Below are 23,263 nucleotides of genomic sequence, written 5' to 3'. Positions count from 1 at the left end.
GGCATTCGATGCCAAGGCAGCCAGTTGATTACTTAATAAGTATCGTTGTCAGCAGTTAAACGGCAGTTCCTCTTCTCGTAAAACTACCGGTGCCTTGTCTGCCCGGTACTGGATCCAAGTTTTCAGGTCTATTTGCGTGCTATTACGACGAGCTAAATCAAAATATCCTCTGTTAGCAAAACGGCGATGTATAAGCTCTTCACCTGTTATGGACAGATAGGCGTTCAATGCCGAACGATGGATGAAAAGTCCGCGTTGTTTTACACCTTTTTGATGGAAGGCGATAAGTTTGCCAGAATGATCAACCCAACCGCTTTGACAATCCCATAAAAGTTCGAGTTTTTGAATGATCCCCAGGCATGGCGCAATGAGGTTATCCTGGCGCTCGGGCATGGTATATGAGTAGTCGTATTCCCATTCGTTTCCGCGCAGTAAACTGACTTCTGTAAAATTAAACGCTTCACTATCTTCATCACTATTAAGAAGTTGTTTGTATACCGGGCTGTCAGGATATTCAGCAAGATAACCGCGATAACAACTACTTCCCTGATTATATTGGAAAATATCGCGTGATCTTTTCTGTTTAAAGTTCTGGATGCTTTCATTTATGAGTGCGCTTGAGTAGGAAGCACGCACTCCCAAGTACGGGGAATCCCAGCTATTTTCATTCGGCGCTTTATCGTCATCCCAATAGCTATGTGAAAGCGCTACCCACTGCTCTCCTTCCTCGTCAGTTCGAATAAGACAAGCTTCATAAGGTGGAAAATCATCGGTCCTAACCCAACCTTTGATATCTGAATTGTGGTCAGGGAATGCATAATTTGTTTCCTCCATCAGTACTGGATAGACACCTTCTGCGGTGATATCGCGTACATCGGTCAGGTCAACTTTACGGACGTCGACTGACCATAGATGATCACTTGTAGGTTCGTAGTCGGAATATGGGTCTTCCAGTGCGGGAACATTACTGGCCAGAATGCCCAGTAGTCGATGTAAGGCGATCCAGTAATATTTTTTACCGAGTCGGTCAGCATACCCTTTTCTACCCCGTCCCGAGCCATACTGACTCCCGATATGGCGATCATAATTGAGCGCGCAGTGGTTATAACCGGGATATCCTAAATTAAGTGCTTCTCGCATTAACCAACAGGCAATGTTTTCATGGCTGATATTGGCGCTCTCCAAGTCAAAGCCGGAAATCTTCGATTCCACCTGATAACGCCAGAAATCCGGGGCCATGGATTCTCCCCAGAGCACCATGTTTGATGGTAAATGTTCCAGATCTAGGAGGGGTTTGACATCCGCCAGTACAGGCCATCGTGATGGTAATGATACGTTTGTCTGGTAATGCTGTAATTGGCTTGTTACGGCTGTGGGAAATTCTCCTGTTTTCAACAAGTTTACTAATAGCTGAACCGTATCCCGGAGCAGAATATTCTTGCTATCTGACGCAATGCTTAATAGACCAGGGAGCGCTGGCATAAACGCATTTCTGCGTTGGTATGACAATAAGCATGCACTGTAGATAGCAAGGCTAATACGCTCTAATACGTAATCATCATCACAATATGCAAATTCACTGATTACTGTTTGGCAGTTCTCCGGGTAGTTTGCCAGGATTCTGCTTAGCCCTTTTGAGGATAAATCCCTGATTCGGCGGTCAGCACACGAAGTGAGCCAGGCAAGTGTTAGACTGGCCAGCCTCCGGCTTTCAGCAGGCCAATGGGTTATGTCAGCAAATAGTGCTGCATGGATGAGTGAATAGACAGCAGTCTTATTATCAAATGATCCCAGCGCAGCTAATGACAAGTAGGTGTCACGTTCAGCTAAGGATGACTGCCGTAAAAATGGCCCCAGCCAGTTAGTTGCGTTTAGACGATGGTCAGGAACCAGACTAAGTGAAAACAGCGCTTCATAAACCGACTCCCATAATCCAGGTGTATGCAGTGCTGCATGGATGTGTTCATCAATTTCTTCCACTACACTTTGTCGGGAGCGCCAAACCAATGACTGGATGAACAGCTTATGGGCTTGTTCGGATGGTAATCCTACTTCTTCAGCAGTAATTTCAAGAGCAGTTTTCTCTGGCAGCACGGCGGCAAGAGCTTCCAGCAATCCAGCATCTTCTTCTGTTAACGCTGCAATTTTCTCCGCTAGTTTTACTGTATCCGAATCAAGAGCTTCCACAAGGCTGATAGCACGGAGTATGTCACCGTAGCGTTGATAACCCAGACGGATCAGGAAGGTATCCTCATCTACAACAGAAAGGATAATGAGGCCTTCATGTGCCAATGCATTTAAAAAGGATTCAGGTGTGGTCTCAGTTCCCACTATTTTGCTCAGTGCTTCGCAACAGGTTTCCCACGTTCGGTTCTGCGGCAACTCATGTGTCAGGGTTTTCGCGAGTGCCATCATTGCAGCCCTTACCAGATTGCGAGGGTTTGCGTAGTGGAGGCGTTCTCGAATTAAAACATCGCAATGTTTGAGATGTCCTTGAAACAGAGAGGTAAAACCCGGCAAAGAAATATCCAGACTGTCACGGCCTTCGCCCTTTAGCGTTTTACAGGCCAAGTGTAAAAATAAAGGATTACCGAGTTCGGGTGAAAAAAGTGGTGTAATCTCTGCATCCAGCTCATAGTAGGCTGCGAAAGCTTGTACCGCTTCGAATTGATGTCCTGAAAAACCGATGTGTTCGAAAGCAAACCCTGGAAAGCGTGAATCGACCACAAGATTGCGATAGGTATCTCGGGTTGAAACGCAGATTTTGATGTCTGGATAAGACTTGCATTGAGCGAGCAATTCGGGAAGCTTGTCCTTCCAGCGCACTTCTCGCGGGCTTTCGTTCAATGCATCGATATAAATGACAAAAGGTAAGCCAGTATGTTCGGCGCAGGCCTGTATGCATTCAAATAATGTCGAACGATCGATGGCGGCACCCAGCCCTATTTTACTGCGTAGCACTTCCCAAGGCTCTGCTTTGCCAAAGTCGTCTCCAAAGACGACCAGTGAAAAACCACCATGTTCCAGTCGACGCAATGCTGCGCTGACAATCGCGTGGGTTTTGCCGATACCCGCTGGCCCAACCAGCAGTAAGGAATGTGCTGTTGCGGCACCAATGACCTGAGAAGTCAGCAAATTTTGCAGTTGCTGCGCCTGCTCTTCCCATTTTCTCGCCGCATCCATATCTCCGGCAGGAAATGCACACATATACTCTGCGTGGAACTGTCGGAACGATTCTGTATCACTATGCTTGCCATGCTTTTCATAAAATTTATCTTCTTGAGCATGGCGGGCATCAGCGAAAAGTGTCAATAGGGATGACAGAGCGACGGAAAGATCTGTAACCGATGTGGCCGTGACATTGTTATCTCTCATGCTCTCACAGTAGGCAATTATTTCTTCAATCAATGCCGTGGCAGATGTAGCACGGGTTTCGCCGAGTATATCCAGCGATTTGCGTCCGTATCCATTCAGTGAATGGAACTCTCGAACGATTGGTGTTAATGATGTTTCGTACCACTCGCAAAAGTCACCAGTCCCACCAAAGAAATCCAGGCCGACATGAGCATTCGTCACCACATCCAGCATTGAAGTATATCTTGGCCCGGCAAAAGCAATGGCGTCCTCCAGACATTGTTGAATTTGAGCTGTTGTCAGCAACGTGTCATCAAACCAATACCTGCGCATCCCTCCGTAAGGGTCTATCTCAAGTAATTGATTGCAGATAACAGCAGCGGTACAAAGGACAATAGAAAGTGACTTCCCTTTCGCTGACGCTTCCGATTCGACTTTACTTTTCCATTCTTCAAAGCGTTCCGCCTGGCTTTTTCCTCGCTTTCCCGCAGCAACACGCCCGGTCAGGTCAAACGGTATATAAATCCAGTATTCGGTTAGTGTGGGATGGTTGCTTAGCGCAGCTTTAAGGGAACTATCAATCTGTGTAAGCTCTGCGGAAGCAAGCTGGAAAAAGTATTTTGCCTGAACACCGAATACGGCACCGTCCGGTGAGCGGAAATATGCCTCAACGCCACCGTCTCCACCATCTCCACGCAGACTAATAAATGTTGAATTTGTCGGTACTCGACAGGTTTTCCTAAATAACTGTACGGCGAGTGCTTCAAAGCTATCGTTACGGCTTTTGGGGGCGCTACGAATTAAACTGAAATCAATATTCATCACCAGTCCTTGTTCCTGTCAATAATGCGGCAAAAGCAGTCACATATTATACCCATTAAAAGTGTATTGGTATTGAAGCGAGGTAAGGTTTAGTGAAACACTGCCTTGAATTTGTATCCTTGATAACCCAAAAACATTAGTTCAACAGAAATGGTCAAAGACCCACCAAGGAAATGGTTTCTCACCCCTCATTCTTAGTGCTGGATTTGATTTCAGCGATACATCCTGAGGAACACCCTCTGGGATAAAATCGACAAGCTGTTACTGGATAAGTTTCCACTTAGCTTCCTATAGGGCAGGATCGTCTACCGGGGTGGTGTCAGTCTATAAATAATTCTGAGGTATCTGTTAAACTAGTGGCGATCCAATATTAATACGTTTCTTACTGCTAGAAAGACCAGACGAGCCCCGACTAGCTGTCAACAATTTCGACTGGCTCCACTGTCGGACAATCAGTATGTCAGTAGAAAGAGGACAATGATAAAAAAATATTACCACTATTGACGCGAAAGAGATTTTTAAAAAGATTCATCATACTTTCGATCGGGCGCTGATATTTTTCTCCATATCCAATTAAAAGTTCTTTTCTCAAGTAATGCATGAATAAATATGGACTCCCAATTATTTTGACTTTGATGTCGCTTATCAAATGACCGTAGGTGGGAAAATAGAATATTCCTCAGTTCTTGCGGACTATTGATCCGATCTGCAAGAGTATATACTACCGAACTTGGTGCGCGCTTCATTTCATAAAACCGCTCTCTGATAGTAGTAATCAATAAATCAGAGTCAACAATCTTTTCATAATGAAAAGCCAAGCCTTTAGCATTCGATATTTTCTTTGGAGGATTGAATTCAAGATATATTTTAATTGCACCATCATGGTTTCTTATTTTAGCCGTGATAATCCGCTTGGAAAGTTTTTTTTCATACCTAGGGTGTAATAATATTTCGTCAATATTATCCCCTATAGTAAATTTTCCTTTTTTTTGATTACATTTGCAAATCGGAATTAAATTAGCACTTAATATAGAATATTCCGGAAAAAATTCTTGGGGAAGAAAATGATCTATTTGGGTACTTAAATTGGCCCCACACATTGAACAGCATTTTCCTGTATTTTTATCTCGCAATTCTTTTATGAAAGATAATTGTTTTCCTTTGCTCTTGTATAACTTTTTTATGCTTTCTCTTGCGTCATTTAGTCCAAACATACCATTAATACTTAACGCAGCACCTTTGCATGAATAATATTCTTTATATCTCTCGATGAAAATGTTCAGATTATTTTCAATCAACTTTGAACCGGAATAATTTGCATTCGCAATTTCTGTGATTTTATCTATGTCATTTTCAAGAGGTTGATTGAAATACTTCATTTCATCATGCCTCTTATAAGTGAAAGCATTTCAATTGAAAAAGAATCTCTATATAAGCCCTCAATTTCTTCAAAAGATCTGTGTTCTCTAATTACCTTTTTGGCTATTTCATTAACAAGCTTAGAGCGACTATTTTCTCCAAATATAAATGATGATAATGAACCTAAGTTTGCACCTAATGTAGTCATTCCTGTTGTTTTTTGGACAACATTGTTTTTTTCATCCCTCTCTAAAATAATTACTTGGTCTTGAGGGACCTCTCGTACAATATAAACAGAGTGTGTTGATATTATTGAATATGACCCTGTGGCTGTCAATATTTTATGTAAAGCAGACATTATTAGCGCTATGAAGTTAGGATGTAAATGAGTTTCGGGCTCATCTATCAGTAAGAGACTCCCATTCTCGATGTGCATCGTCATATTGGTGATTATTTTTAGAAAGCTAATCTCACCACTACTTAATTTAAACTCATTACCTTGAATAAGTCGAATTGGTTCAAGATCTTCTTGAATAGTACCCCAACCCAGGAGGCTATTATTTTCTTTTTGATCGTTTAAGAATTTAAGAGAATAATATTTCTTGGGTGAACTTCCTTTTAGATAAATTTCACCGTGATTAGTTAGCCCATTCAAAGATTGAGAGAAAATTTCCCATCGTGACCTGCCAGCAATAGTTTCTTCGCTTCGGACAATGTCTAAAATGGTTTCAGTTGTGGTTTTTTTACTTCGCGTTTGATATGATCTTGTTGTTGGAAATGTTCTATAGTACGTTGCCGGATTTTTCCAATGTTCGGATGGGAATGAGCGCAACTCATGTCTAGGTGCGAATAATAAAATCCGGTTTACTTCTATTCTATCCCCATAAGATCTAGAGCCACTCAGAGCCATTTTTGCAATATTACTTAACGTCCTACTTTTCCCGTTACCATTACTGCCAATAATAGTTATTATGTTTCGAGGGTGGTTTTTTTTATAAGAAAAATTAAAGCCAAGATTTATCCTATTTGACTCTCCATCATCAATATCAATCGAGAATTCTAATTCATTATTTTTTATTTCTTGTGATTCTATTTCACCACTTATAAAATTTGAGTTTTTGAAAGCGTAATAACTCTCCGAGGTCCTTATTAAGGACGTTTGAAATATTTTGCTTTTAATAAATAGCCTAAATTTATTTAGATGCTTTTTCTTATTCCGTATAGTGCTCAGATCATTAATTTTAGTCAGAATGATGTCTGACTTTTCTTTTCCAACACATCGATGCAAATATCTGTAAGTCTCTAGGGACTGGCATTGCGAAAAATAAAGTATATCATCATTTGGATATATTGGGGTATCATTATTATTTGTTTTATTAAAATACTCTACTAGAGTAAGTTCTTGATTGCTTTCTTTTACGTCGAGAATTGCTAGTTTTGTACGGAACTCAACCTTATCATCTTCAAATTGTGCACGTATTAAAACCGAGGTGATTTTCCCAAAGTCATTAAAATTATCGTCACTTGGCGATATTAATATGTAATTGGTTTTCTTTGGGTTGACTGAAGTATAATCAAAGTAATTAATTGATTTACAGAATATTAACTCTACTGCATCCATTATTTATACCTTTATGTTTTATTGACCAGGCAGAAGACTGAAAATCTCATTTAACAAGGTAATTAATTGTTAGCCTATTATATTAACCCCTATCTTGAGATGAAAAGTTTCATCACAATGTCTAAGTTCTTTATAGATAAATTGAATTGGCGCTCGCTTCACACAACTCGATCTACTTAGATCTCATTCAAATAGATAGAACTATCTTGCTGGACTAAAACGCCTCAGACAAGGCGAACCAACCTTGACAACGCTACCGCCCTCAGATGAATTAGTTCTGATTAGCTTTTGTGGTGCATCTAAATGTTACAGAAAATCATAAATTACTCAAGTAAACAATCAGATGCCCCCTAAATACTCATGTGCTTGGTTACGCGATTAAGGTGTAAAATGGTGAAGCCGAGTAAGCTGCTAGGAAATGCTCATAAGACGCGCATTCCCTGTTTGTTCATGAATGTTTTTGGAGATTAATTCATTTCTTTCTAAAAAAAACAATTAAAACAATTTGATATGAGTCATTATCTCATGAACTGGATTTTTACTAAACATAAGGATCAACGCCTCCTTGGCCTCATTTGTTCACTGTTCATTAAATCGGAGTGGCAGGGATTCTTTTCAAATCGGCTTTTTCTGCTGTTTGGCTGCTTGTTCGCAGGTGTAGGTGCGGGAATGTCTATGGTCACCTGCCTCACGCTCTTTGGGCTGCGGACTCGTGAACACAGCCAGGCAGGTCAGCTATCCGGCAAAGCGCAATGTATCGGCTATTTGATTGGTGCTCTCGGCCCCTACCTTGCGGGCATTATTCGCGGCCACTCACTTAACTGGAACTCTGTGTTGCTCTGCATACTTGTCGTTACGCTGGTACAAGCCTATTTTGCATGGCACGCCGGTAAGGACAGATTCATTTGAATATAATCGGTAAAGTTTAGACCTCCGCGTACCCAAGCCGCGTTTTACGCTGGCTGGCCAAACGCATTTACCGCTGCTCCGGTTGTCGGAGAGGTGGTAAACAATCGCTCATCGAGTAAAAGGTAATATTACTGAACACTAAAACCTGACGCACATCACAAAATTAGAACGAACAGTTCATGAACCAACAAGCGTAACATCGAGTGATTTATGGACAGCGTTTAACACAGTTATGAACCAAAACTGAGTTCATAACTGTGAGTTTGAATCGCCATTTGATTAATATCCATTTAAAACAGTTTGTTATACTTTTTCTGGTGCTGAAGTAAATTATGTATATTCCTCAAACCCAGAATAGTTAAATTGGATATTATGAAGCCTATCCCTCGTCAGATAAGCCCATCGCATCCTACCCCCTCCCTTTGCCTCTACTGAGGAAGCCTGAGAAACAGTGTCCGTTCCTGAGTCTGCGATGCTTTAAAACCATGGTGGATATAAAACGCTTTGGCTTCCTCAGTGAGTGCATGAACCATGATCGCTCGCACCCCGATATTCTCAGCTACCCGATAACAGCGTAAAACCGCATCGTGGAGTAAATCGGCTCCCAACCCGTTTCCGCGTAACGAGACATCCACAGCCAGACGGGCAAGTATAATCACGGGAATGGGATCCGGCATGTTACGCCGCAGATTACCTGTCGCTTGCGTATGGTTAACGCTGCCGGTAGCCAGAGAGTAAAATCCCGCGACCTGCTTCGTGCCCGTTTTACAAACGACAAACGTTCGGGCTGCGCCGAGCGCCTGGTTTTTCAGACCTCTTTGTTTTAGCCATTCGTCAAGCACGGCCTCTCCGCTGACGAACTCCGCCAGTTGATGGACGCTGGATAAGGGCTCTGGTGCTGTTACACGTCCCACTGCGGTTTCCTTGCCAGCAGTTTTTCTATGGCAGGATCGTCCGCGACCGGGGCATCGAGCATGTCAATGAACTCTGCGTACTGTTCATCGTTAAAATTGAATACACGTCGATCGAGGATCACATTCTCGGCTGCCTGACAGGCCATCTCCAGAATGAAGTCCGTGCGTGATTTATGGAGGATCTCTGCGGCGGCATCGATAAGCGCCCGCTGGGATTCTTTGGCTCTGAGATTGAGTTGAACATCTGATTTCATAGGTATACCTCTTGTATAGCAATTGCTTTACAAGCATAGCATAAGCGGTGTGTATAGCAATCGCTATACAGAGCCCGAAATTATGTCTGACCTCTCCACACCGCATATCGCAAGAATTTGCTCTCTCAGCCAGCGGTGACCAGGGTCGCGTTCCATTCATCTGCGATACCGTAATACGACGGCTTTTGAACGGCAGCTCGAACAGATGTACCTGGTCCGTTACCTGCTGATTGAGTAAATAGAGCGCGGGTATCATGGCGATAAGATCCGATTCCAGCGCCACGGAGAGCGCCGTCGGAAATCCCGGTACGACGCTGGCGATTTTACGTTTTGTCCCCAGCTCGGCCAGCGCATCGTCAACGGATCCATGCAACGCGCCCTCGGGTGACGCAACCACATGGCCCCAGGCGACATAATCCTTCACGCCTATTTCTGCCTGCTTAGCCAGCGGGTGTCCCTTACGCACGACGCCCACAAACCGATCCTCAAACAGTCGTTGCAGCCGTATTTCAGGCCCCATATTGCTCTGGACGCCAATCTCCAGATCAACCAGCCCTTCCCGAAGATAGCGCGACGTTTTTTCCGGCTTAGGCGCAAAGCGTATACAGACGTCCGGCGCGGCGTCGGCCACAGCCGCTATAAGCGCAGGCCCAAACGCCACCACAAAACCATCGTTTGCCCTGATGGTAAAAAGGCGCGCCAGACTTTGCGCACTGAACGTTTCAGTTGAGGGCTGCAATACCGCCCTCGCCTCGTGCACTGCACGTCTGGCGCGATCCCGGGTCGCTTCGGCCCACGGGGTTAGTACCATGTTACGTCCTGCGCGCACCAGGATCGGGTCGCCTGTAACGTCGCGTAACCTGCTTAATGTCCGGCTCATGGCCGAGGTGCTGAGGTTCAGACGACGTGCTGCACCTGCGACACTCGCTTCGCTCAGCAATATGTCGAGTGCAATCAGTAAATTAAAATCAGGATCGGTCATAGCGCTCATTCCTGTTCATTCAGATAAGGCGTTTCGTGCAACGATAAAGTGTAAATGGTGCGCCTTCCGCCCTGTAAAAGCCATCTTTATAGTTTTGTCATCCATACACTCTTCTCAGAGGACAACATAATGACGCTCTTTTCCAGTCAACCCGGCGACGAAGGACTGCCTGGCCCGGCGCGCGCACGGGTGATGGCCGCAATTATGACCACCACCTTAATGGGCGTGTTTGATGGCACCATGATCAACATTGCCCTGCCCTCCATGGCTCAGGAGATGCAGGTACCTGCCAGTATTGCCGTCTGGTTCGCCAACGGGTATCTGCTGGCGGCTGCGATGACGCTGGCGATATTCGCGGCGCTTGCGGCCCGCCTGGGTTATCGCCCCGTATTTCTGGCAGGTCTGACGACCTTTACCCTGACATCACTGGGTTGCGCGCTGGCGAATACACCCGAAATGCTTATCGGTATGCGCGTGCTTCAGGGGATCGGCGGCGCGGCGACGCTGAGTATTGCCCCCGCAATCCTGCGGTCCGTATTTCCCGGGCGATTGCTTGGCCGCATTCTGGGGTTACACGCCCTGCTCATCGCCTCCAGCTCCGCTATCGGCCCGGTATTGGGCGGGACGATCCTTCACACCCTGAGCTGGCAATGGCTGTTTGCGATAAATGTTGTTCCCGGCACCCTCGCCTTACTGCTGGCGGTCAAAGCGCTGCCGCGGGATGCGGTTCGAAAGCAAGCGCCTTTCGACACCCCGGGCGCGATATTGTCGGCGCTGCTGTTGGGGTCGACGATCATGGCGGCGAACAGCCTCCAGGACTATCATCCCGGTAGCCTTTGCTGGACAATGCTCGCTGCGCTGAGCGGCATGGCGTTTATCTGGCAGATCCGCCGCGCGGATAACCCCTTACTGCCGCCGATGATGTTTAAAAATGAACGTTTTACCCTCGCGGCCTTCACGTCGATGATTGCTTTTGTCAGCCAGGGGATCACCTTTATTGCGCTGCCCTTCCTTTTTCAGAGCGAATACGGCTACAGCCCGGTGTTGTCTGCCCTGCTGTTTACGCCGTGGCCGCTAGGGATCGTACTGATTGCGCCGCATGCAGGCCGGTGGGCAGACACGATTTCAGCCCCGGCGATATCCACCCTGGGGCTGATGATTTTTGTCGTCGGTTTGATCCTGCTGGCAACATTACCCGACCGCCCTTCAGTGTGGGATATCTGCCTGCGGAGTCTGGTGTGCGGAGTGGGGTTTGGCTGCTTTCAGAGTCCCAATAACCGGGAAATGCTTTCCAACGTTATTCGTGAGCATGCGAGCTATGCATCCGGTGTTTTATCCATTATGCGCACGTTCGGGCAGTGTCTGGGCGCCGCCGCCGTGGCCGTTCTGCTGGCCGCAGATGAAAGGTCAATTCATGTTGCGCTGTGGGTCGCCGCCGCAGCTTCTGCGGTAGCGGTCGTCGTCAGCGCGAGCCGGTTGCGTAAAATCACTCATCCTGCGGAAACAGGATGAGCACGAAAAATATAACTAAGCGCTACTCCAGCGCCAGCAGCGCAAAACTCGCCAGCCAGTGGCCGCCGCTGTAGTGACTGCCGACAACATGCTCCACGCTTGCCGAGAGATGGCGCGCAACGGCATCCTGTAACGCCTGTTGCGCCGGGTGGTTTTCCGGCAAAGCGCGGGCAATGTGCTTCATACACCACGCGCGGCTGAGGTTAAGCCCGTCCAGATGTGCGATTTTCGGGTCGGTGCGGTCGCTTACCTCAGCCGGGTTCATCAGCGCTGAAACGGCACCCACTTCAGGCAGAAACGCATCAAACCAGGCCGGGAAATTCTCCACCACCTTACTCATCAGCAGGGCCTCGGTCAGCGCCCCGGAGATATACTCGTCGCCGCCCGGCTCATAATGCGCCGGATATTGCGTGTCCGTATGATAAAAGCGCGTCGCCGCGTCCAGGATCGCCTGTTCAAGCCCGTCATCCGTCACCGCCCGGGCATAATCCAGCCCCAGCGCGAGCGCAAACGCCGTGTTGTAATGTGTTCCGACGCGGATGGGATAGGTGAGCTTGCTGAGGTAATCCACCAGCCGCTGGCGAATATCCCGCGTTAACGGTTGCAGCGTCTGGTACCAGCGCTCCGCCTGTGGCAGTGACGACTGTTTCAGCTCCTGCGCCAGCGCCAGCAGCCAGCCGTAGCCATAAGGCCGCTCAAACGACGCGCGGAACGGCGCGGTAAAATAGGCCAGCTCCTTCGCCACCTTCTCGTCGGTCAGGTGTTCTTCGAACAGAGTGACGATCTCTTCCCGGCACGGCAGTTCGGGCCAGAGACGCAGGCAGCGCAGCAGCAGCCAGTAGCCGTGCACCGCAGAGTGCCAGTCAAAACAGCCGTAAAAGATCGGGTGCAGCTCGCGAGGCGGCAGAACGTCGCCGTCATCGTTGAGCAGATGCATAATGTGGTTCGGGTATTCCTGACGTAAATAGGTCAACGGCATTCTGGCGAAGGCGTCAGCCTGATGTTGCGTTAATTCCATTGCAGCTCCTTAGCGAAACACGAGGAAATACATTAAGAACACGTTCACCACCAGCAGGGTTAACGCGGTCGGGATCTGGATCTTGATAACCTGATATTTGTCTTTTAGCTCCAGCAGCGCGGCGGGCACAATGTTGAAGTTGGCGGCCATCGGCGTCATCAGCGTGCCGCAATAGCCTGCGTACATACCGATAGCCAGCAGCGGCGCCGGGTTACCGTGATGGACGTTAATCAGGAATGGCAGAGCGATACCGGCGCTTAACACCGGGAAGGCTGCAAAAGCGTTACCCATGATCATGGTAAACAGCGCCATCCCCACGCAGTAAATCACCACAAGCATGAAGCGGCTGTCCGGGTTCACAAACAGGCTGACCACCTTTTGCACCGAGTCGCCCGTGTTCGCCACCACGAAGACCCCGCCGAGCATGGCCAGCATCTGCGGCAGGATCACCGCCCAGCCGATGGTATCGACCAGCCGACGCGACTGACGCACCGCATGCAGCGGCGTACCTTTTGTCAGCCACCAGCCCGTAAGGATAGCCGCCACGCAGGCCACGCACAGCGCCGCCAGCGTAAGCTGTTTCTGGTCGAGCAGATAAACGCCGCCAATCGACACGCCTTTCAGAAACAGCGTCCCGATGACCGTTACCACGGGGATCATCAGTGCCGGTAAAAACAGCCAGTTTTTCAGCCGGTTCGACGAGGCAACACGCTCCTCCTCGGTGGACATTTTATAGTGCCCCTTCCCGACCAGCCCGAAACCGGCCAGCAGCGCAATCACGATAACGGCGCCGCCAATAATGCGATACGCCAGCGACTTACCCAGCTCCTGCACCATCAGATCGCCAAACAGGAAGATCCCGCCGAACAGAAACCAGAACAGCGCCGTGGTATAGCGTTTCGGGTTAGCGCGGTCGCGAAGGGTCATCACAACCAGCAGCATCACGACGAAGCCGATCAGGTAATACACGCGGTTAATGGTGATGAGGGTCATCATGGTGCGATCTCCTGCGTACCCTGCTCTGCTTTCCAGGCCATCACGTCGCGACGAATGCTGGCGTCGAGGCGCAGCAGACGCGTCATATGGATGATCAGTGCCGCAATAGCGGTCGGAATGGCCCACAGGCCGATATGCAGCGGTTCGATCCCCTCGATCCCGTTCTCTTTCAGGAACGCATCAATCAGCAGTACCGCGCCAAAGGCGATAAAGATATCTTCCCCAAAGAAAACCGCGATATTGTCACACGCGGCGGCATGGGCTTTGATTTTGTCGCGGATAGTCTGCGGCAGTTCGCCGTATTCATTCAGGGCAGCCCCTTCCGCCATCGGCGCCAGCAGCGGACGCACCGTTTGCGCGTGGCCGCCAAGGGACATCAGGCCCAGCGCAGCCGTCCCTTCGCGGGCGACAAAGTAGAGCATCAGGATACGCGCCGAGGTGGCGCTGGCGATCTTCGCGACCCAGGCCTGGGCGCGCTCTTTCAGCCCGTAATACTCCAGCAGGCCAATCACCGGCAGGATCAGAATGAAGGTGGCAAGCGATCGGCTATTCACGAACTTTTCGCCAAAGGTTTCCAGCAGCATACCGAAATCCATGCCAACCAGCAGGCCCGTCGCCAGCCCCGCCACCACGACAACCAGCAGCGGGTTGAAACGCAGTGCAAAACCAATAACCACCACCGGAATCCCGATAAGTGGCAACAGTGTAGAACTGTCCATAAACGTTACCCTATCCAAAGTGAGCGTTGCGCGCCGACGGCTATTTTTTATACTTCGCAGCAGAGCGAAGCCGGTGCATTACGGCGCGCGATGTTATGTTTTGCGTCAGGCTCCACAGAACCTGCACTAAAAAGCTATATCTGAACGTCAAAAACATGTAAACAATTTATCAATAAAATGTTCTTATTTTATCGACGGGTTTACATTTCGGGGGAAGGATCGTTATGACAGTAAAGAAAAAGACGACAGCGTTAAACCACGACGATATTGCGGACGGGCGAATCGTCTCCTCCCGTCATCTCGTCTCAGAGCGGTGTGCTGAATTATCAGAGCTGGAATATGCGCTGATCATGACCAGCAATGCGTTTAACAAATGGATGGTGCGCTGCATGACCGCTGCGGGTGAACCGGATATGGGGGCCTTTGACGTTTCGCTTCTGCACCATGTGAATCACCGCAACCGCAAGAAAAAGCTGGCCGACATCTGCTTTGTGCTGAACGTGGAAGATACCCACGTGGTGACGTATGCGCTGAAAAAGCTGGTCAAGGCGGGATATGTCACCAGCGAGAAAGCCGGAAAAGAGCTTTTTTTCTCTACCACGGAGGAGGGAAAAGCGCTGTGCATGAAGTACCGGGAGGTGCGGGAGGCCTGCCTGATCAACATTCACGCTGAAAGCGGCATTCCGGGCGCGTCGATTGGCGAGACCGCGCAGTTACTCCGCGCGATCTCCTCCCTGTATGATACCGCCGCACGCGCGGCGGCCTCGCTTTAAGGACGGCGGAAAAGCGACATGCTCCGCCCGGCCAGTTCATAATCGACGGATTCCGTGATGATTTCCCCTGTGGGGGCATCATCCGCCGTCGAAAGCTCCAGCACCCAACCCCCTTCGCCAAACTGCGGGATCTGGAATGGCACCGTGCCTTCAAACGGGTTAAACAGCATCAGCACGTCGTGCCAGACGCCCTCTTCCTGCTCAAGATCGGGACGGCTGATGGCAAGACCAAGGGTGGAACCCTCGTCCCATTGTTCCGACTGCTGCGGTCCGCCGCCGGCGTTAAACCAGCGGATCTCCAGCCCGTCGCGCCAGTTTTCACGTCGCAGCAGCGGCTGCGTCGCGCGCAGGGCAATCAACCGACGGGTAAAGTCGCGCAGCTTCTCGTCGTTTTCAGAGAGCCCTTTCCAGTTTACCCAGGAGATCTCGCTGTCCTGACAATAGCCGTTATTATTGCCCTTTTGCGTCCGGCCAAATTCATCACCTGCCAGCAGCATCGGCGTGCCGTGCGAGAAGAAGAGCGTGGTGAGGAAGTTGCGCTTTTGCCGCTCGCGGGTGGCGATGATATCCGGATTCTCCGTCGGCCCCTCTTCGCCGTAGTTATACGACCGGTTATCGTTATGTCCGTCGTTATTATCTTCCCCGTTATCGGCGTTATGTTTCTCGTTGTACGACACCAGGTCGTTCAGCGTGAAGCCGTCATGCGCGGTAATAAAATTGACGCTGGCCCACGGACGACGCCCGCGCAGATCGTACAAATCACCGGACCCTAACAGACGGGCGGCAAAATCGTTAGAGACGTTATCCCCCTTCCAGTATTCACGTACCGTATCGCGGTATTTGTCGTTCCACTCACCCCAGCCAGGCGGGAAGCCTCCCACCTGATACCCGCCGGGGCCGATATCCCACGGCTCACCGATGAGCTTCAGCTTCGACAGCACCGGATCCTGGGTCACGGCATCGAAGAAGCCGCCGCGCGGATCGAACCCCTCCGGCTCACGTCCGAGAATGGTCCCGAGATCAAAGCGGAAACCGTCAATCTGCATCGATTCTGCCCAGTAACGCAGGGAGTCCATGACCATCTGCAATACGCGCGGGTGTGAAGTATTAACGGTGTTCCCGGTGCCGGTGTCGTTGATGTAATACCGGTGCTGATCCGGCATGGTGCGGTAATAACAGAAGTTATCAATTCCCTTAAACGACAGGGTTGGCCCCAGCTCGTTGCCCTCCGCCGTGTGGTTATAGACCACGTCGAGGATCACCTCGATGCCCGCGTCATGATAGGCACGCACCATGTCGCGGAAACCCTGGATCCCCGCCGGGCCGTAATAGCGTGACGCTGGCGCAAAGAAACCGAGCGAGTTATAGCCCCAGAAGTTTTTCAGACCGCGATCGAGCAGGTGCTGATCGTCAGGGAACCAGTGAACCGGCAGCAGCTCGACCGAGGTAATGCCGAGGCTTTTGATGTACTCCACCGACGCTTTATGCCCCATCCCCTCAAACGTACCGCGCAGTTCAGGCGGAATAGCCGGGTTAAGCTGGGTAAAACCTTTGACGTGGCTCTCATAGACCACGGTATGCGGCCATGGGATATCGGGTCGGCGGGAGTCTTGCCAGTCAACGGCATTGGGGTCGATGACCTTACATTTGGGCGTAAACGGCGCGCTGTCTCGCGTATCAAAGCTGAGATCCAGCTCATCGTGTCCCAGCTCATAGCCGAAGTGGGCATCGTTCCACTCAATGTCACCCACCAGTTCACGGGCATAGGGGTCAATAAGCAGCTTATTGGGATTGAAGCGGTGACCGTTCTCCGGATCGTAAGGGCCATACACACGGTAACCATACAGCGCCCCCGGTTTCAGATCCGGCACATAGCCGTGCCAGACCTCATGGGTATATTCCGGCAGTTCCAGGCGGGCTATTTCTGTTTTTCCCGAAGGATCAAACAGACACAGCTCTACCCGCTCCGCGTGGGCGGAAAACAGAGCGAAGTTCACCCCTTTCCCGTCATAATTTGCGCCCAACTGCTGGCCATGACCGGCCCGAATTTCAAACGTTGTATCCTTTGGCATTTTTGTTCTCCTCGATTATTCGCAGGTAAGCAGAACCAACAAACATCCCTTTTCAGACGTTAAATCCAGCGTCTCTGGCAGAAGGCGACGCTCACCGGTAAACAGATCCCGGTAGTGCTTCCCGGCCAGCTCCTGGGGTATGGCCACCGTAGTATTGGCCCACAGCATCGCATTGTCGGTGACGTCAAACACCAGACGCGGCACGGCGACGATCAGCGCCTCGTCATCTTTTATGCGGGCATAAACGATCAGATTCTCTTCCCGCTCGCCGGTCACCTTCAGCGGCAGCCAGTCGCCGTAGCGGAAAAGCGCGGGGTAATGCGGCCGCAGCCGTAACAGCGTGGCGGTGACGTACTGCTTCACGCTGCCGTCTCGCCAGCGTTGCGCATCGTTAAAAATGGTTCCATCCGCTACGCTGAGGTTTTCCGCCAGCGCGGTGAAATCCGGTTCGCGGCGGTTATCCGGGTCGACCAGGCTGAAGTTAAGCCCTTCGCTGCCCTGGTAGATGTCCGGTACGCCGGGCGCAGTCAGCTTGATCACCGTCTGGCTCAGGCTGTTCATTAACCCAGCCCGAATAAACGGCTGGAGTGCGGCACTGAAATCACGCAGGAACAGGGTGTTATCCGGGGAGAGCAGATGGCGCACGTAGTCCAGCACCACGCTCTCGTACCCTTCGTTGCTGTCGATCCAGTCGGTACGCTGCTTGGCCTCGCGCAGGGCTTTCTCAATAAAGCCGAGGAAACGCTCTTCCAGTGACTTAAGACCATCACGATCGTCAGGCGACAGCGTGGCTGGCCAGACGCCCGCCAGCGCCTGGAAGATCATCCAGGTGTCGGCGGCGTTCGGCGCGGTGCCGTCGTTGAGGAATCGAACCTGCGTCTGGTTCATCTGGCGCCAGCGCGCCAGGTTTTCTCCCCACAGATCTGGCGCTTCCGTCAGCGTATACAGACGCGCTCGCGCATCCTCGCCGCGTTTGGTGTCGTGGGTGGAGGTTCCAAGCAGCGCATCGGGCTGGCGGGCAAGACGAATGCGCATCTCCTGATGAAAACGGGAAAGTGAAAACGCGCGCGGCGTCGGGTCGGCGCCGACTTCGTTCAGGGCCAGCTCCAGGTTATGGCGGAAGAACAGCGTATCCTCTACCGATTTCGCCATCAGCGGCCCGGTCAGTTGCTGAAAACGGGTGCGGAAAAGCGAGGCCAGCGCGTGGTCCTCCTCCGGCAGATCGCCGGTAAGAATACGCACGATCAGGCTGAGCGCGGGTTCAGAGGTGTCGACGCTGGCGACCACGCGACTGAGCAGCGCAACATCCGGTGGCGTCAGCCCCTCTCCGGTGCCGTAGGTGCGATACACCGGAAACGCGATAAGCAGCTCGCGCAGGGCATGGCGGATATCCTCATGCTCCACTTCGGCGCCGTTATGCCCGGCCAGCTCGCTGGCTATTTTGAGCAGCGTGGTAAATTCACCTTCAAAATTACGATCGGTCATCAGCCCTTTGGCTTTGCGAAGTTCCGCCTGCCTGTCCACGGTCGTACCCAGCGTCTCGTCGTAGAGCGTCTCCAGTCGCGAGAGGTTGGTATCATCCACCAGCACTTCCGCCAGCGAGGCAATAAACTCATAGCCCGTAGTACCCGAGACCGGCCACTCCGGAGGAAGCTGTTCCCCTTTGGCGAGGATCTTCTCTACCGTGATGTAGCAATCCGGTCCGGTCGCCGCACGCAGGCGCTGCAAATAGCCCAGCGGATCGGCAAGCCCGTCCACATGGTCAATGCGCAGGCCATCGACAACCCCGGCGTGAACAAGCTCAAGGATCAGGCGGTGCGTGTCTGCGAAGACCGCCTCATCCTCTACCCGCACGCCGACCAGCCCGGTGATTTCAAAAAAGCGCCGCCATGAAAGCTGTTTCGGCGCTTCCCGCCAGGACATCAGCCGCCAGCTTTGCGCCTCGTGGATCTCAGCGATGCTCTTGCCTTCGGCATACGTGCCGGGATTAAGCGGATAGGCGGTATCATAGTAAACCAGCGCTGCGCTGTTGGTGACACTGTCACGTTTTAAGGTGATAGCCCCCCGCTCCAGCTCGGCTTCAAAGGTGTCGCCAAGAAACGGCAACGTCAGCGGTCGGGACCAGTCGATATCAAAATACGCCGCATAGCGGCTCTGCCTGCCTTGTTCTATAACATCGCGCCACCAGCGGTTTTCCAGCGAGGTCGACATATGGTTAGGAACGATATCCAGAATCAGCCCCATCCCCGCCTGTTTCAGCGCTGCCGCCATGCGGTCAAACCCTTCCCGCCCGCCAATCGCCGGGTCGATTTCGTTGGGGTCGGTCACGTCATAGCCGTGGGTGGAATCCGTGGTTGCGGTGAAAACAGGCGACGCGTAAAGATGGCTAATTCCAAGGTCTTTCATATACGGAATCAGGTCCACCACGCGATCGAAGGTCATGCCGTTGCGAAACTGAATTCGGTAAGTAGAGGAAGGGATCATAGCGCTGCTTCTCCATCAGCTAAGCGAACAACAATGCTGTTTGGCGGCAGGTTATCGACTGCCTCCGGCCAGCTAAAGATCGTTTTTCCGGGCAGGTTCGGTAAGGCGAGCGGCTTTTTGCCGATATTCAGCGCCAGCGACAGCGTACCGGATGGGAAACGCCAGCTCACGGCAACCATGCCGAGCGCCGTTTGCAGGACGTTACCCTCCACGGCGCCCCGCTGTTTCAGTAGCGGGACGATAAAGCGCTGACGTAGCGCAATCAGTTCGCGCGTAGCGTGCAGCCACGCCCTGCCTTCCTCCGTGTCTGCCTTGTTCCAGTCAAGCTTCGACCGCATAAAGGTATTTACGTCATTGGGGTCCGGTACGGTTTCATCGTGCCCGGCATGGCCGGTGAACTCTTTCGCGCGCCCTTCCCGCACGGCTTTCGCCAGGTCGCCGTGAAAGTCGGTGAAAAAGAGGAACGGATGCGTTTCGCCATACTCCTCGCCCATAAACAGCAGCGGAATATGAGGCGACATAAGCAGCGCCGCAAACAGCACATGCGTTTTATCCGCGCCTGCCAGAGAGATAAGCCTCTCCCCCTGGGCACGGTTGCCGACCTGGTCGTGATTCTGAATAAAATCGACAAAAAACTGCGGAGGTTGCTCGCGACACTCTACCCCGCGCGATTTTCCGGTCTGAAGCGAGATTTCCCCCTGGTAGACAAAGCCCTCTCCCAGCGCCCGCGCCAGTTTTTTCTCCGGCTCAAAGGAAAAATCCTGATAATAGGCGTGTGATTCCCCGGTCGCGAAGACATGCGCGGCGTTGTGAAAATCATCATTCCATTCGGCGGTGAAAAGCGGCGTCTGACCATGCTCATCGCGCGGATGCAGGAAAATCACGTTGCGACTGTCTTCGGTGGTCAGATGGATATGCCGATCCGGAAATGCGTCGCGGATCCGTTGCGCTATCTCGGGAAGAATATGGGTCTCAGCGTCGTCATGGATCTGGTCGATGGCGTCGAAGCGCAGACCGTCAAGATGATACTCCGAGAGCCAGAATAACGGCGCCTCGGCGATGTATTGCCGGACGGCCTCAACCTCATAGGCAATACCGTTGCCCCACGGGGTCATACGATCCTGATGGAAAAACGCTGGCGAGAGCAACGGCAGGTAATTACCTTCCGGGCCAAAGTGGTTGAGTACGATATCCAGCACCACGGAAAGCCCGAGCGCGTGGGCGGCATCAATGAAGGCATGAAAATCATCCGGTGTGCCATAAGCCGAGTGCGGGGCATACAGCAGTACGCCGTCATACCCCCATCCGCGCGCGCCCCCGAACTGGGACACGGGCATCACTTCCAGTTGCGTAATACCCAGCCCGGCCAGATAAGGCAGTTTGTCGATGGCCGCCCTGAAGGTTCCTTCCCCGGTGAAGGTGCCGATATGCAGCTCGTAGATCACCGTCTCTTCCCACGGTCGTCCTTGCCATTCCCGCTGAGTGGGCTGGCTGCGACGCGGGTCGATCACCACCGACGGGCCGTTGACGTCAGCCTGCTGCGCGCGTGAGGCCGGATCCGGCACCGCCATTCCATCCTGTAAAACAAACTGATAGGTCGTACCGTGCCTGGCGCCGGGCACGTCAATCTGAAACCAACCGTCGCCCACCGCCGCCATGGGAATGTCGGTATCGGTTAAACGTAATGTGAGATCTTTCTGCCCTTCTGCCCAGACGCGAAAACGTACAACGTCATCGGAAATAAACTCAGCACCCCAGTGCCTGCGACATGTTCTGAATTCCATTCATTGTCCTCGAATGACCACCTTTTACGCGGAACGAAATACAAGCTTAGACCAGGATCTACAGAGTGTTATGCCAGCAGGGGATGCCGCTTCGTCTATTATCTATTTATAACTCCCACTTAAGGAATACTATGCATATTCGAAAAGGATTAAGTACAGACCTCGCCCGCCTTGAATGTTGTGATTTTTCTTTCAAGGTTGATGAGATTGCAAGAGAGCCATTTCTCAATGGTGATTTGCATATCGAGGCGCTGACCGAACCTTATCTTAAAACCTATGAACTTGATCTCCAGACGCTGGAAAATCATTGCGTTAATCCGGATTCAATATTTCTTATCGCCGAAACGGATGACGGTGAAATCGCCGGTTTTATTACCGCGTCCTGCAACTGGAATAAATTTATTTCGGTGGATTACATTGCCGTGGAGCGTACAAAACGCCGTACGGGCGCGGCGCACAAGCTGATGTCCGCCACCCACGTCTGGGCGCGAAGCCTCAATGCGCCCGGCTTACGGCTGGAGACGCAAAACGTTAATGTTTCTGCCTGTCTGTTCTATCGTCACTATGGATTTATTCTGGGCGGTTACGATCGCTATCTTTACAACGCCCTGCCGGAAAAAGATGAGGTCGCCCTTTTCTGGTATTACATGCTGGCTTGAGAAAATATTTTATATCCGCTACCGGAAGATAGATTTGTCTGAATTTGTCAATTTTGCCCGCTTACGTTTAATTAACGACTAATCTTGGAATTCACTATTAAGGAGGCCGGTATGTCTACAGGAAATAATCACACGCTGCATTACCCTCGTCCACCGTTTGCTGAACAACCGCAAAGGGCTCCCGGGCTGGCATCGGAAATGAAGCCAATACCGGATCATGGTGAAACAAGTTATATCGGGTCAGGAAAACTGGCAGGAAAAAAAGCGCTGATTACTGGCGGTGATTCCGGAATTGGTCGCGCGGTAGCGATCGCCTATGCCCGTGAAGGTGCGGATGTCGCTATTGGCTATTTGCCGGAAGAGGAGTCCGATGCGGCATCGGTCATAGCGCTGATTCAGGCTGAAGGCCGTAAGGCGGTCGCCATTCCGGGCGACATTCGCGTGGAGTCGTTCTGCGATACGCTGGTGGAAAAAGCCGTCGCGGAACTGGGTGGCCTGGATATCCTGGTGAACAATGCCGGACGCCAGCAGTACTGCGAATCGATCGACGATCTCACCACGGCAGATTTTGACGCGACGTTTAAGACCAACGTCTATGCCCCCTTCTGGATCACCAAAGCTGCGCTGCGCCATTTGCAGGAAGGCGCCGTGATCATCAACACCACTTCCGTTCAGGCGTTTAAACCGAGCGCGATCCTGGTGGACTATGCGCAGACCAAAGCCTGTAACGTGGCCTTTACCAAGTCTCTGGCCCAGCAGCTGGGACCGCGTGGCATTCGGGTGAATGCCGTCGCGCCAGGCCCATACTGGACGCCTCTTCAGTCCAGCGGCGGCCAGCCGCAGTCCAAAGTTCAGAAGTTCGGGGAAGATACGCCCCTGGGCAGACCGGGCCAGCCGGTTGAAATCGCACCGCTGTATGTGCTGTTTGCCTCCGATACCTGCTCATACGCCTCCGGGCAAGTATGGTGCTCTGACGGCGGTACCGGCGTACTGTAAAGCATCCTCTCAGACCTATCCATTCCATGGATAGG

General features: G+C 51.3%; 16 protein-coding genes and 2 pseudogenes. 6 read left to right on the top strand and 12 right to left on the bottom strand.

From position 1 onward, the window contains the following. Nucleotides 1–48: 48 nt before the first annotated feature. The 3 genes from SK54_RS12825 to SK54_RS12815 all read right to left on the bottom strand — a co-directional run bounded on the left by SK54_RS12825 (nt 49) and on the right by SK54_RS12815 (nt 7,156). Entirely contained in the window at nt 49–4,176 is a 4,128-nt protein-coding gene (locus SK54_RS12825; RefSeq protein WP_048247357.1) for an NACHT domain-containing protein, read from the bottom strand. Between the two features lie 518 nt (nt 4,177–4,694). Then, entirely contained in the window at nt 4,695–5,555 is an 861-nt protein-coding gene (locus SK54_RS12820) for a hypothetical protein (protein WP_048247354.1), read from the bottom strand. Then, on the bottom strand, nt 5,552–7,156 hold the full coding sequence (locus tag SK54_RS12815) for an AAA family ATPase (protein ID WP_048247352.1): 1,605 nt from the start codon (nt 7,154–7,156) through the stop codon (nt 5,552–5,554). Before SK54_RS12815 ends, SK54_RS12820 begins: the two co-directional genes overlap by 4 nt. Nucleotides 7,157–7,666: 510 nt before the next feature. Between SK54_RS12815 and SK54_RS12810 the strand changes: the two genes are divergently transcribed. Further along, nucleotides 7,667–8,065 carry an MFS transporter gene (locus tag SK54_RS12810; RefSeq protein ID WP_048247350.1) on the top strand — a complete coding sequence of 133 codons (399 nt, stop codon included), beginning with the start codon at nt 7,667–7,669 and terminating at the stop codon, nt 8,063–8,065. Nucleotides 8,066–8,098: 33 nt separating this feature from the next. Continuing rightward, a pseudogene (locus tag SK54_RS22540) lies at nt 8,099–8,191 on the top strand (4-carboxymuconolactone decarboxylase); the annotation flags it as partial. A gap of 302 nt (nt 8,192–8,493) precedes the next feature. Here SK54_RS22540 and SK54_RS12805 read toward each other — a convergent pair. The 3 genes and pseudogenes from SK54_RS12805 to SK54_RS12795 form a co-directional block, all read right to left on the bottom strand. Beyond that, on the bottom strand, nt 8,494–8,979 hold the full coding sequence (locus tag SK54_RS12805) for a GNAT family N-acetyltransferase (RefSeq protein WP_003857133.1): 486 nt from the start codon (nt 8,977–8,979) through the stop codon (nt 8,494–8,496). Next, on the bottom strand, nt 8,967–9,233 hold the full coding sequence (locus tag SK54_RS12800; RefSeq protein WP_003857131.1) for a type II toxin-antitoxin system TacA family antitoxin: 267 nt from the start codon (nt 9,231–9,233) through the stop codon (nt 8,967–8,969). The genes SK54_RS12805 and SK54_RS12800 overlap by 13 nt, the downstream gene beginning before the upstream one ends. A 63-nt stretch (nt 9,234–9,296) precedes the next feature. Further along, nucleotides 9,297–10,215, bottom strand: a pseudogene (locus SK54_RS12795) (LysR family transcriptional regulator). A gap of 129 nt (nt 10,216–10,344) precedes the next feature. Here SK54_RS12795 and SK54_RS12790 point away from each other — a divergent pair. Next, nucleotides 10,345–11,727 (top strand): MFS transporter, encoded by a 1,383-nt coding sequence (locus SK54_RS12790; RefSeq protein WP_045911739.1) that lies wholly within the window; start codon nt 10,345–10,347, stop codon nt 11,725–11,727. A gap of 22 nt (nt 11,728–11,749) precedes the next feature. Here the strand turns inward: SK54_RS12790 and SK54_RS12785 are convergent, their stop codons facing one another. The 3 genes from SK54_RS12785 to SK54_RS12775 are packed head-to-tail and all read right to left on the bottom strand — an operon-like array spanning nt 11,750 to nt 14,460. Then, a complete protein-coding gene (locus SK54_RS12785; protein WP_048247348.1) occupies nt 11,750–12,745 on the bottom strand; it encodes a DUF2891 domain-containing protein in 996 nt (331 codons plus the stop codon). A 9-nt stretch (nt 12,746–12,754) separates the two neighbouring features. Further along, nucleotides 12,755–13,741, bottom strand: a complete 987-nt coding sequence (locus SK54_RS12780; protein WP_047637343.1) for a DUF979 domain-containing protein — start codon at nt 13,739–13,741, stop codon at nt 12,755–12,757. After that, entirely contained in the window at nt 13,738–14,460 is a 723-nt protein-coding gene (locus SK54_RS12775) for a DUF969 domain-containing protein (RefSeq protein ID WP_003857121.1), read from the bottom strand. Before SK54_RS12775 ends, SK54_RS12780 begins: the two co-directional genes overlap by 4 nt. Nucleotides 14,461–14,684: 224 nt before the next feature. On the opposite strand from SK54_RS12775, the gene SK54_RS12770 reads away from it, so the two are divergent. Continuing rightward, complete coding sequence (locus tag SK54_RS12770; RefSeq protein WP_003857118.1) at nt 14,685–15,233, top strand: winged helix DNA-binding protein; 549 nt, start codon at nt 14,685–14,687, stop codon at nt 15,231–15,233. On the opposite strand, the gene glgX is transcribed toward SK54_RS12770, so the two are convergent. From glgX to treZ, 3 genes are read right to left on the bottom strand one after another with little or no spacing between them, the layout of a single operon-like run. Continuing rightward, entirely contained in the window at nt 15,230–17,305 is a 2,076-nt protein-coding gene (glgX, locus tag SK54_RS12765; protein ID WP_048247346.1) for a glycogen debranching protein GlgX, read from the bottom strand. The two genes, SK54_RS12770 and glgX, sit on opposite strands and share 4 nt — an antisense overlap. 15 nt (nt 17,306–17,320) lie before the next feature. Further along, nucleotides 17,321–19,789 (bottom strand): malto-oligosyltrehalose synthase, encoded by a 2,469-nt coding sequence (gene treY / locus SK54_RS12760; RefSeq protein ID WP_048247344.1) that lies wholly within the window; start codon nt 19,787–19,789, stop codon nt 17,321–17,323. Continuing rightward, nucleotides 19,786–21,573, bottom strand: coding sequence for a malto-oligosyltrehalose trehalohydrolase (gene treZ, locus SK54_RS12755; RefSeq protein ID WP_048247342.1), 1,788 nt, complete (start codon nt 21,571–21,573; stop codon nt 19,786–19,788). The genes treY and treZ overlap by 4 nt, the downstream gene beginning before the upstream one ends. A gap of 131 nt (nt 21,574–21,704) precedes the next feature. Here treZ and SK54_RS12750 point away from each other — a divergent pair, with 131 nt between their 5' ends. Then, nucleotides 21,705–22,232, top strand: coding sequence for a GNAT family N-acetyltransferase (locus SK54_RS12750; RefSeq protein ID WP_048247340.1), 528 nt, complete (start codon nt 21,705–21,707; stop codon nt 22,230–22,232). Between the two features lie 111 nt (nt 22,233–22,343). After that, entirely contained in the window at nt 22,344–23,228 is an 885-nt protein-coding gene (locus SK54_RS12745) for an SDR family oxidoreductase (RefSeq protein WP_022651207.1), read from the top strand. The last annotated feature ends 35 nt before the right edge of the window (nt 23,229–23,263 follow it).

Source organism: Enterobacter sp. MGH120 (assembly GCF_001037725.1).
In the GTDB taxonomy this organism is placed as follows: Bacteria; Pseudomonadota; Gammaproteobacteria; order Enterobacterales; family Enterobacteriaceae; genus Enterobacter; species Enterobacter hormaechei_C.
Note: the sequence above shows the minus strand (reverse complement) of the source record. Positions and strands in the feature narration are given on the sequence as shown.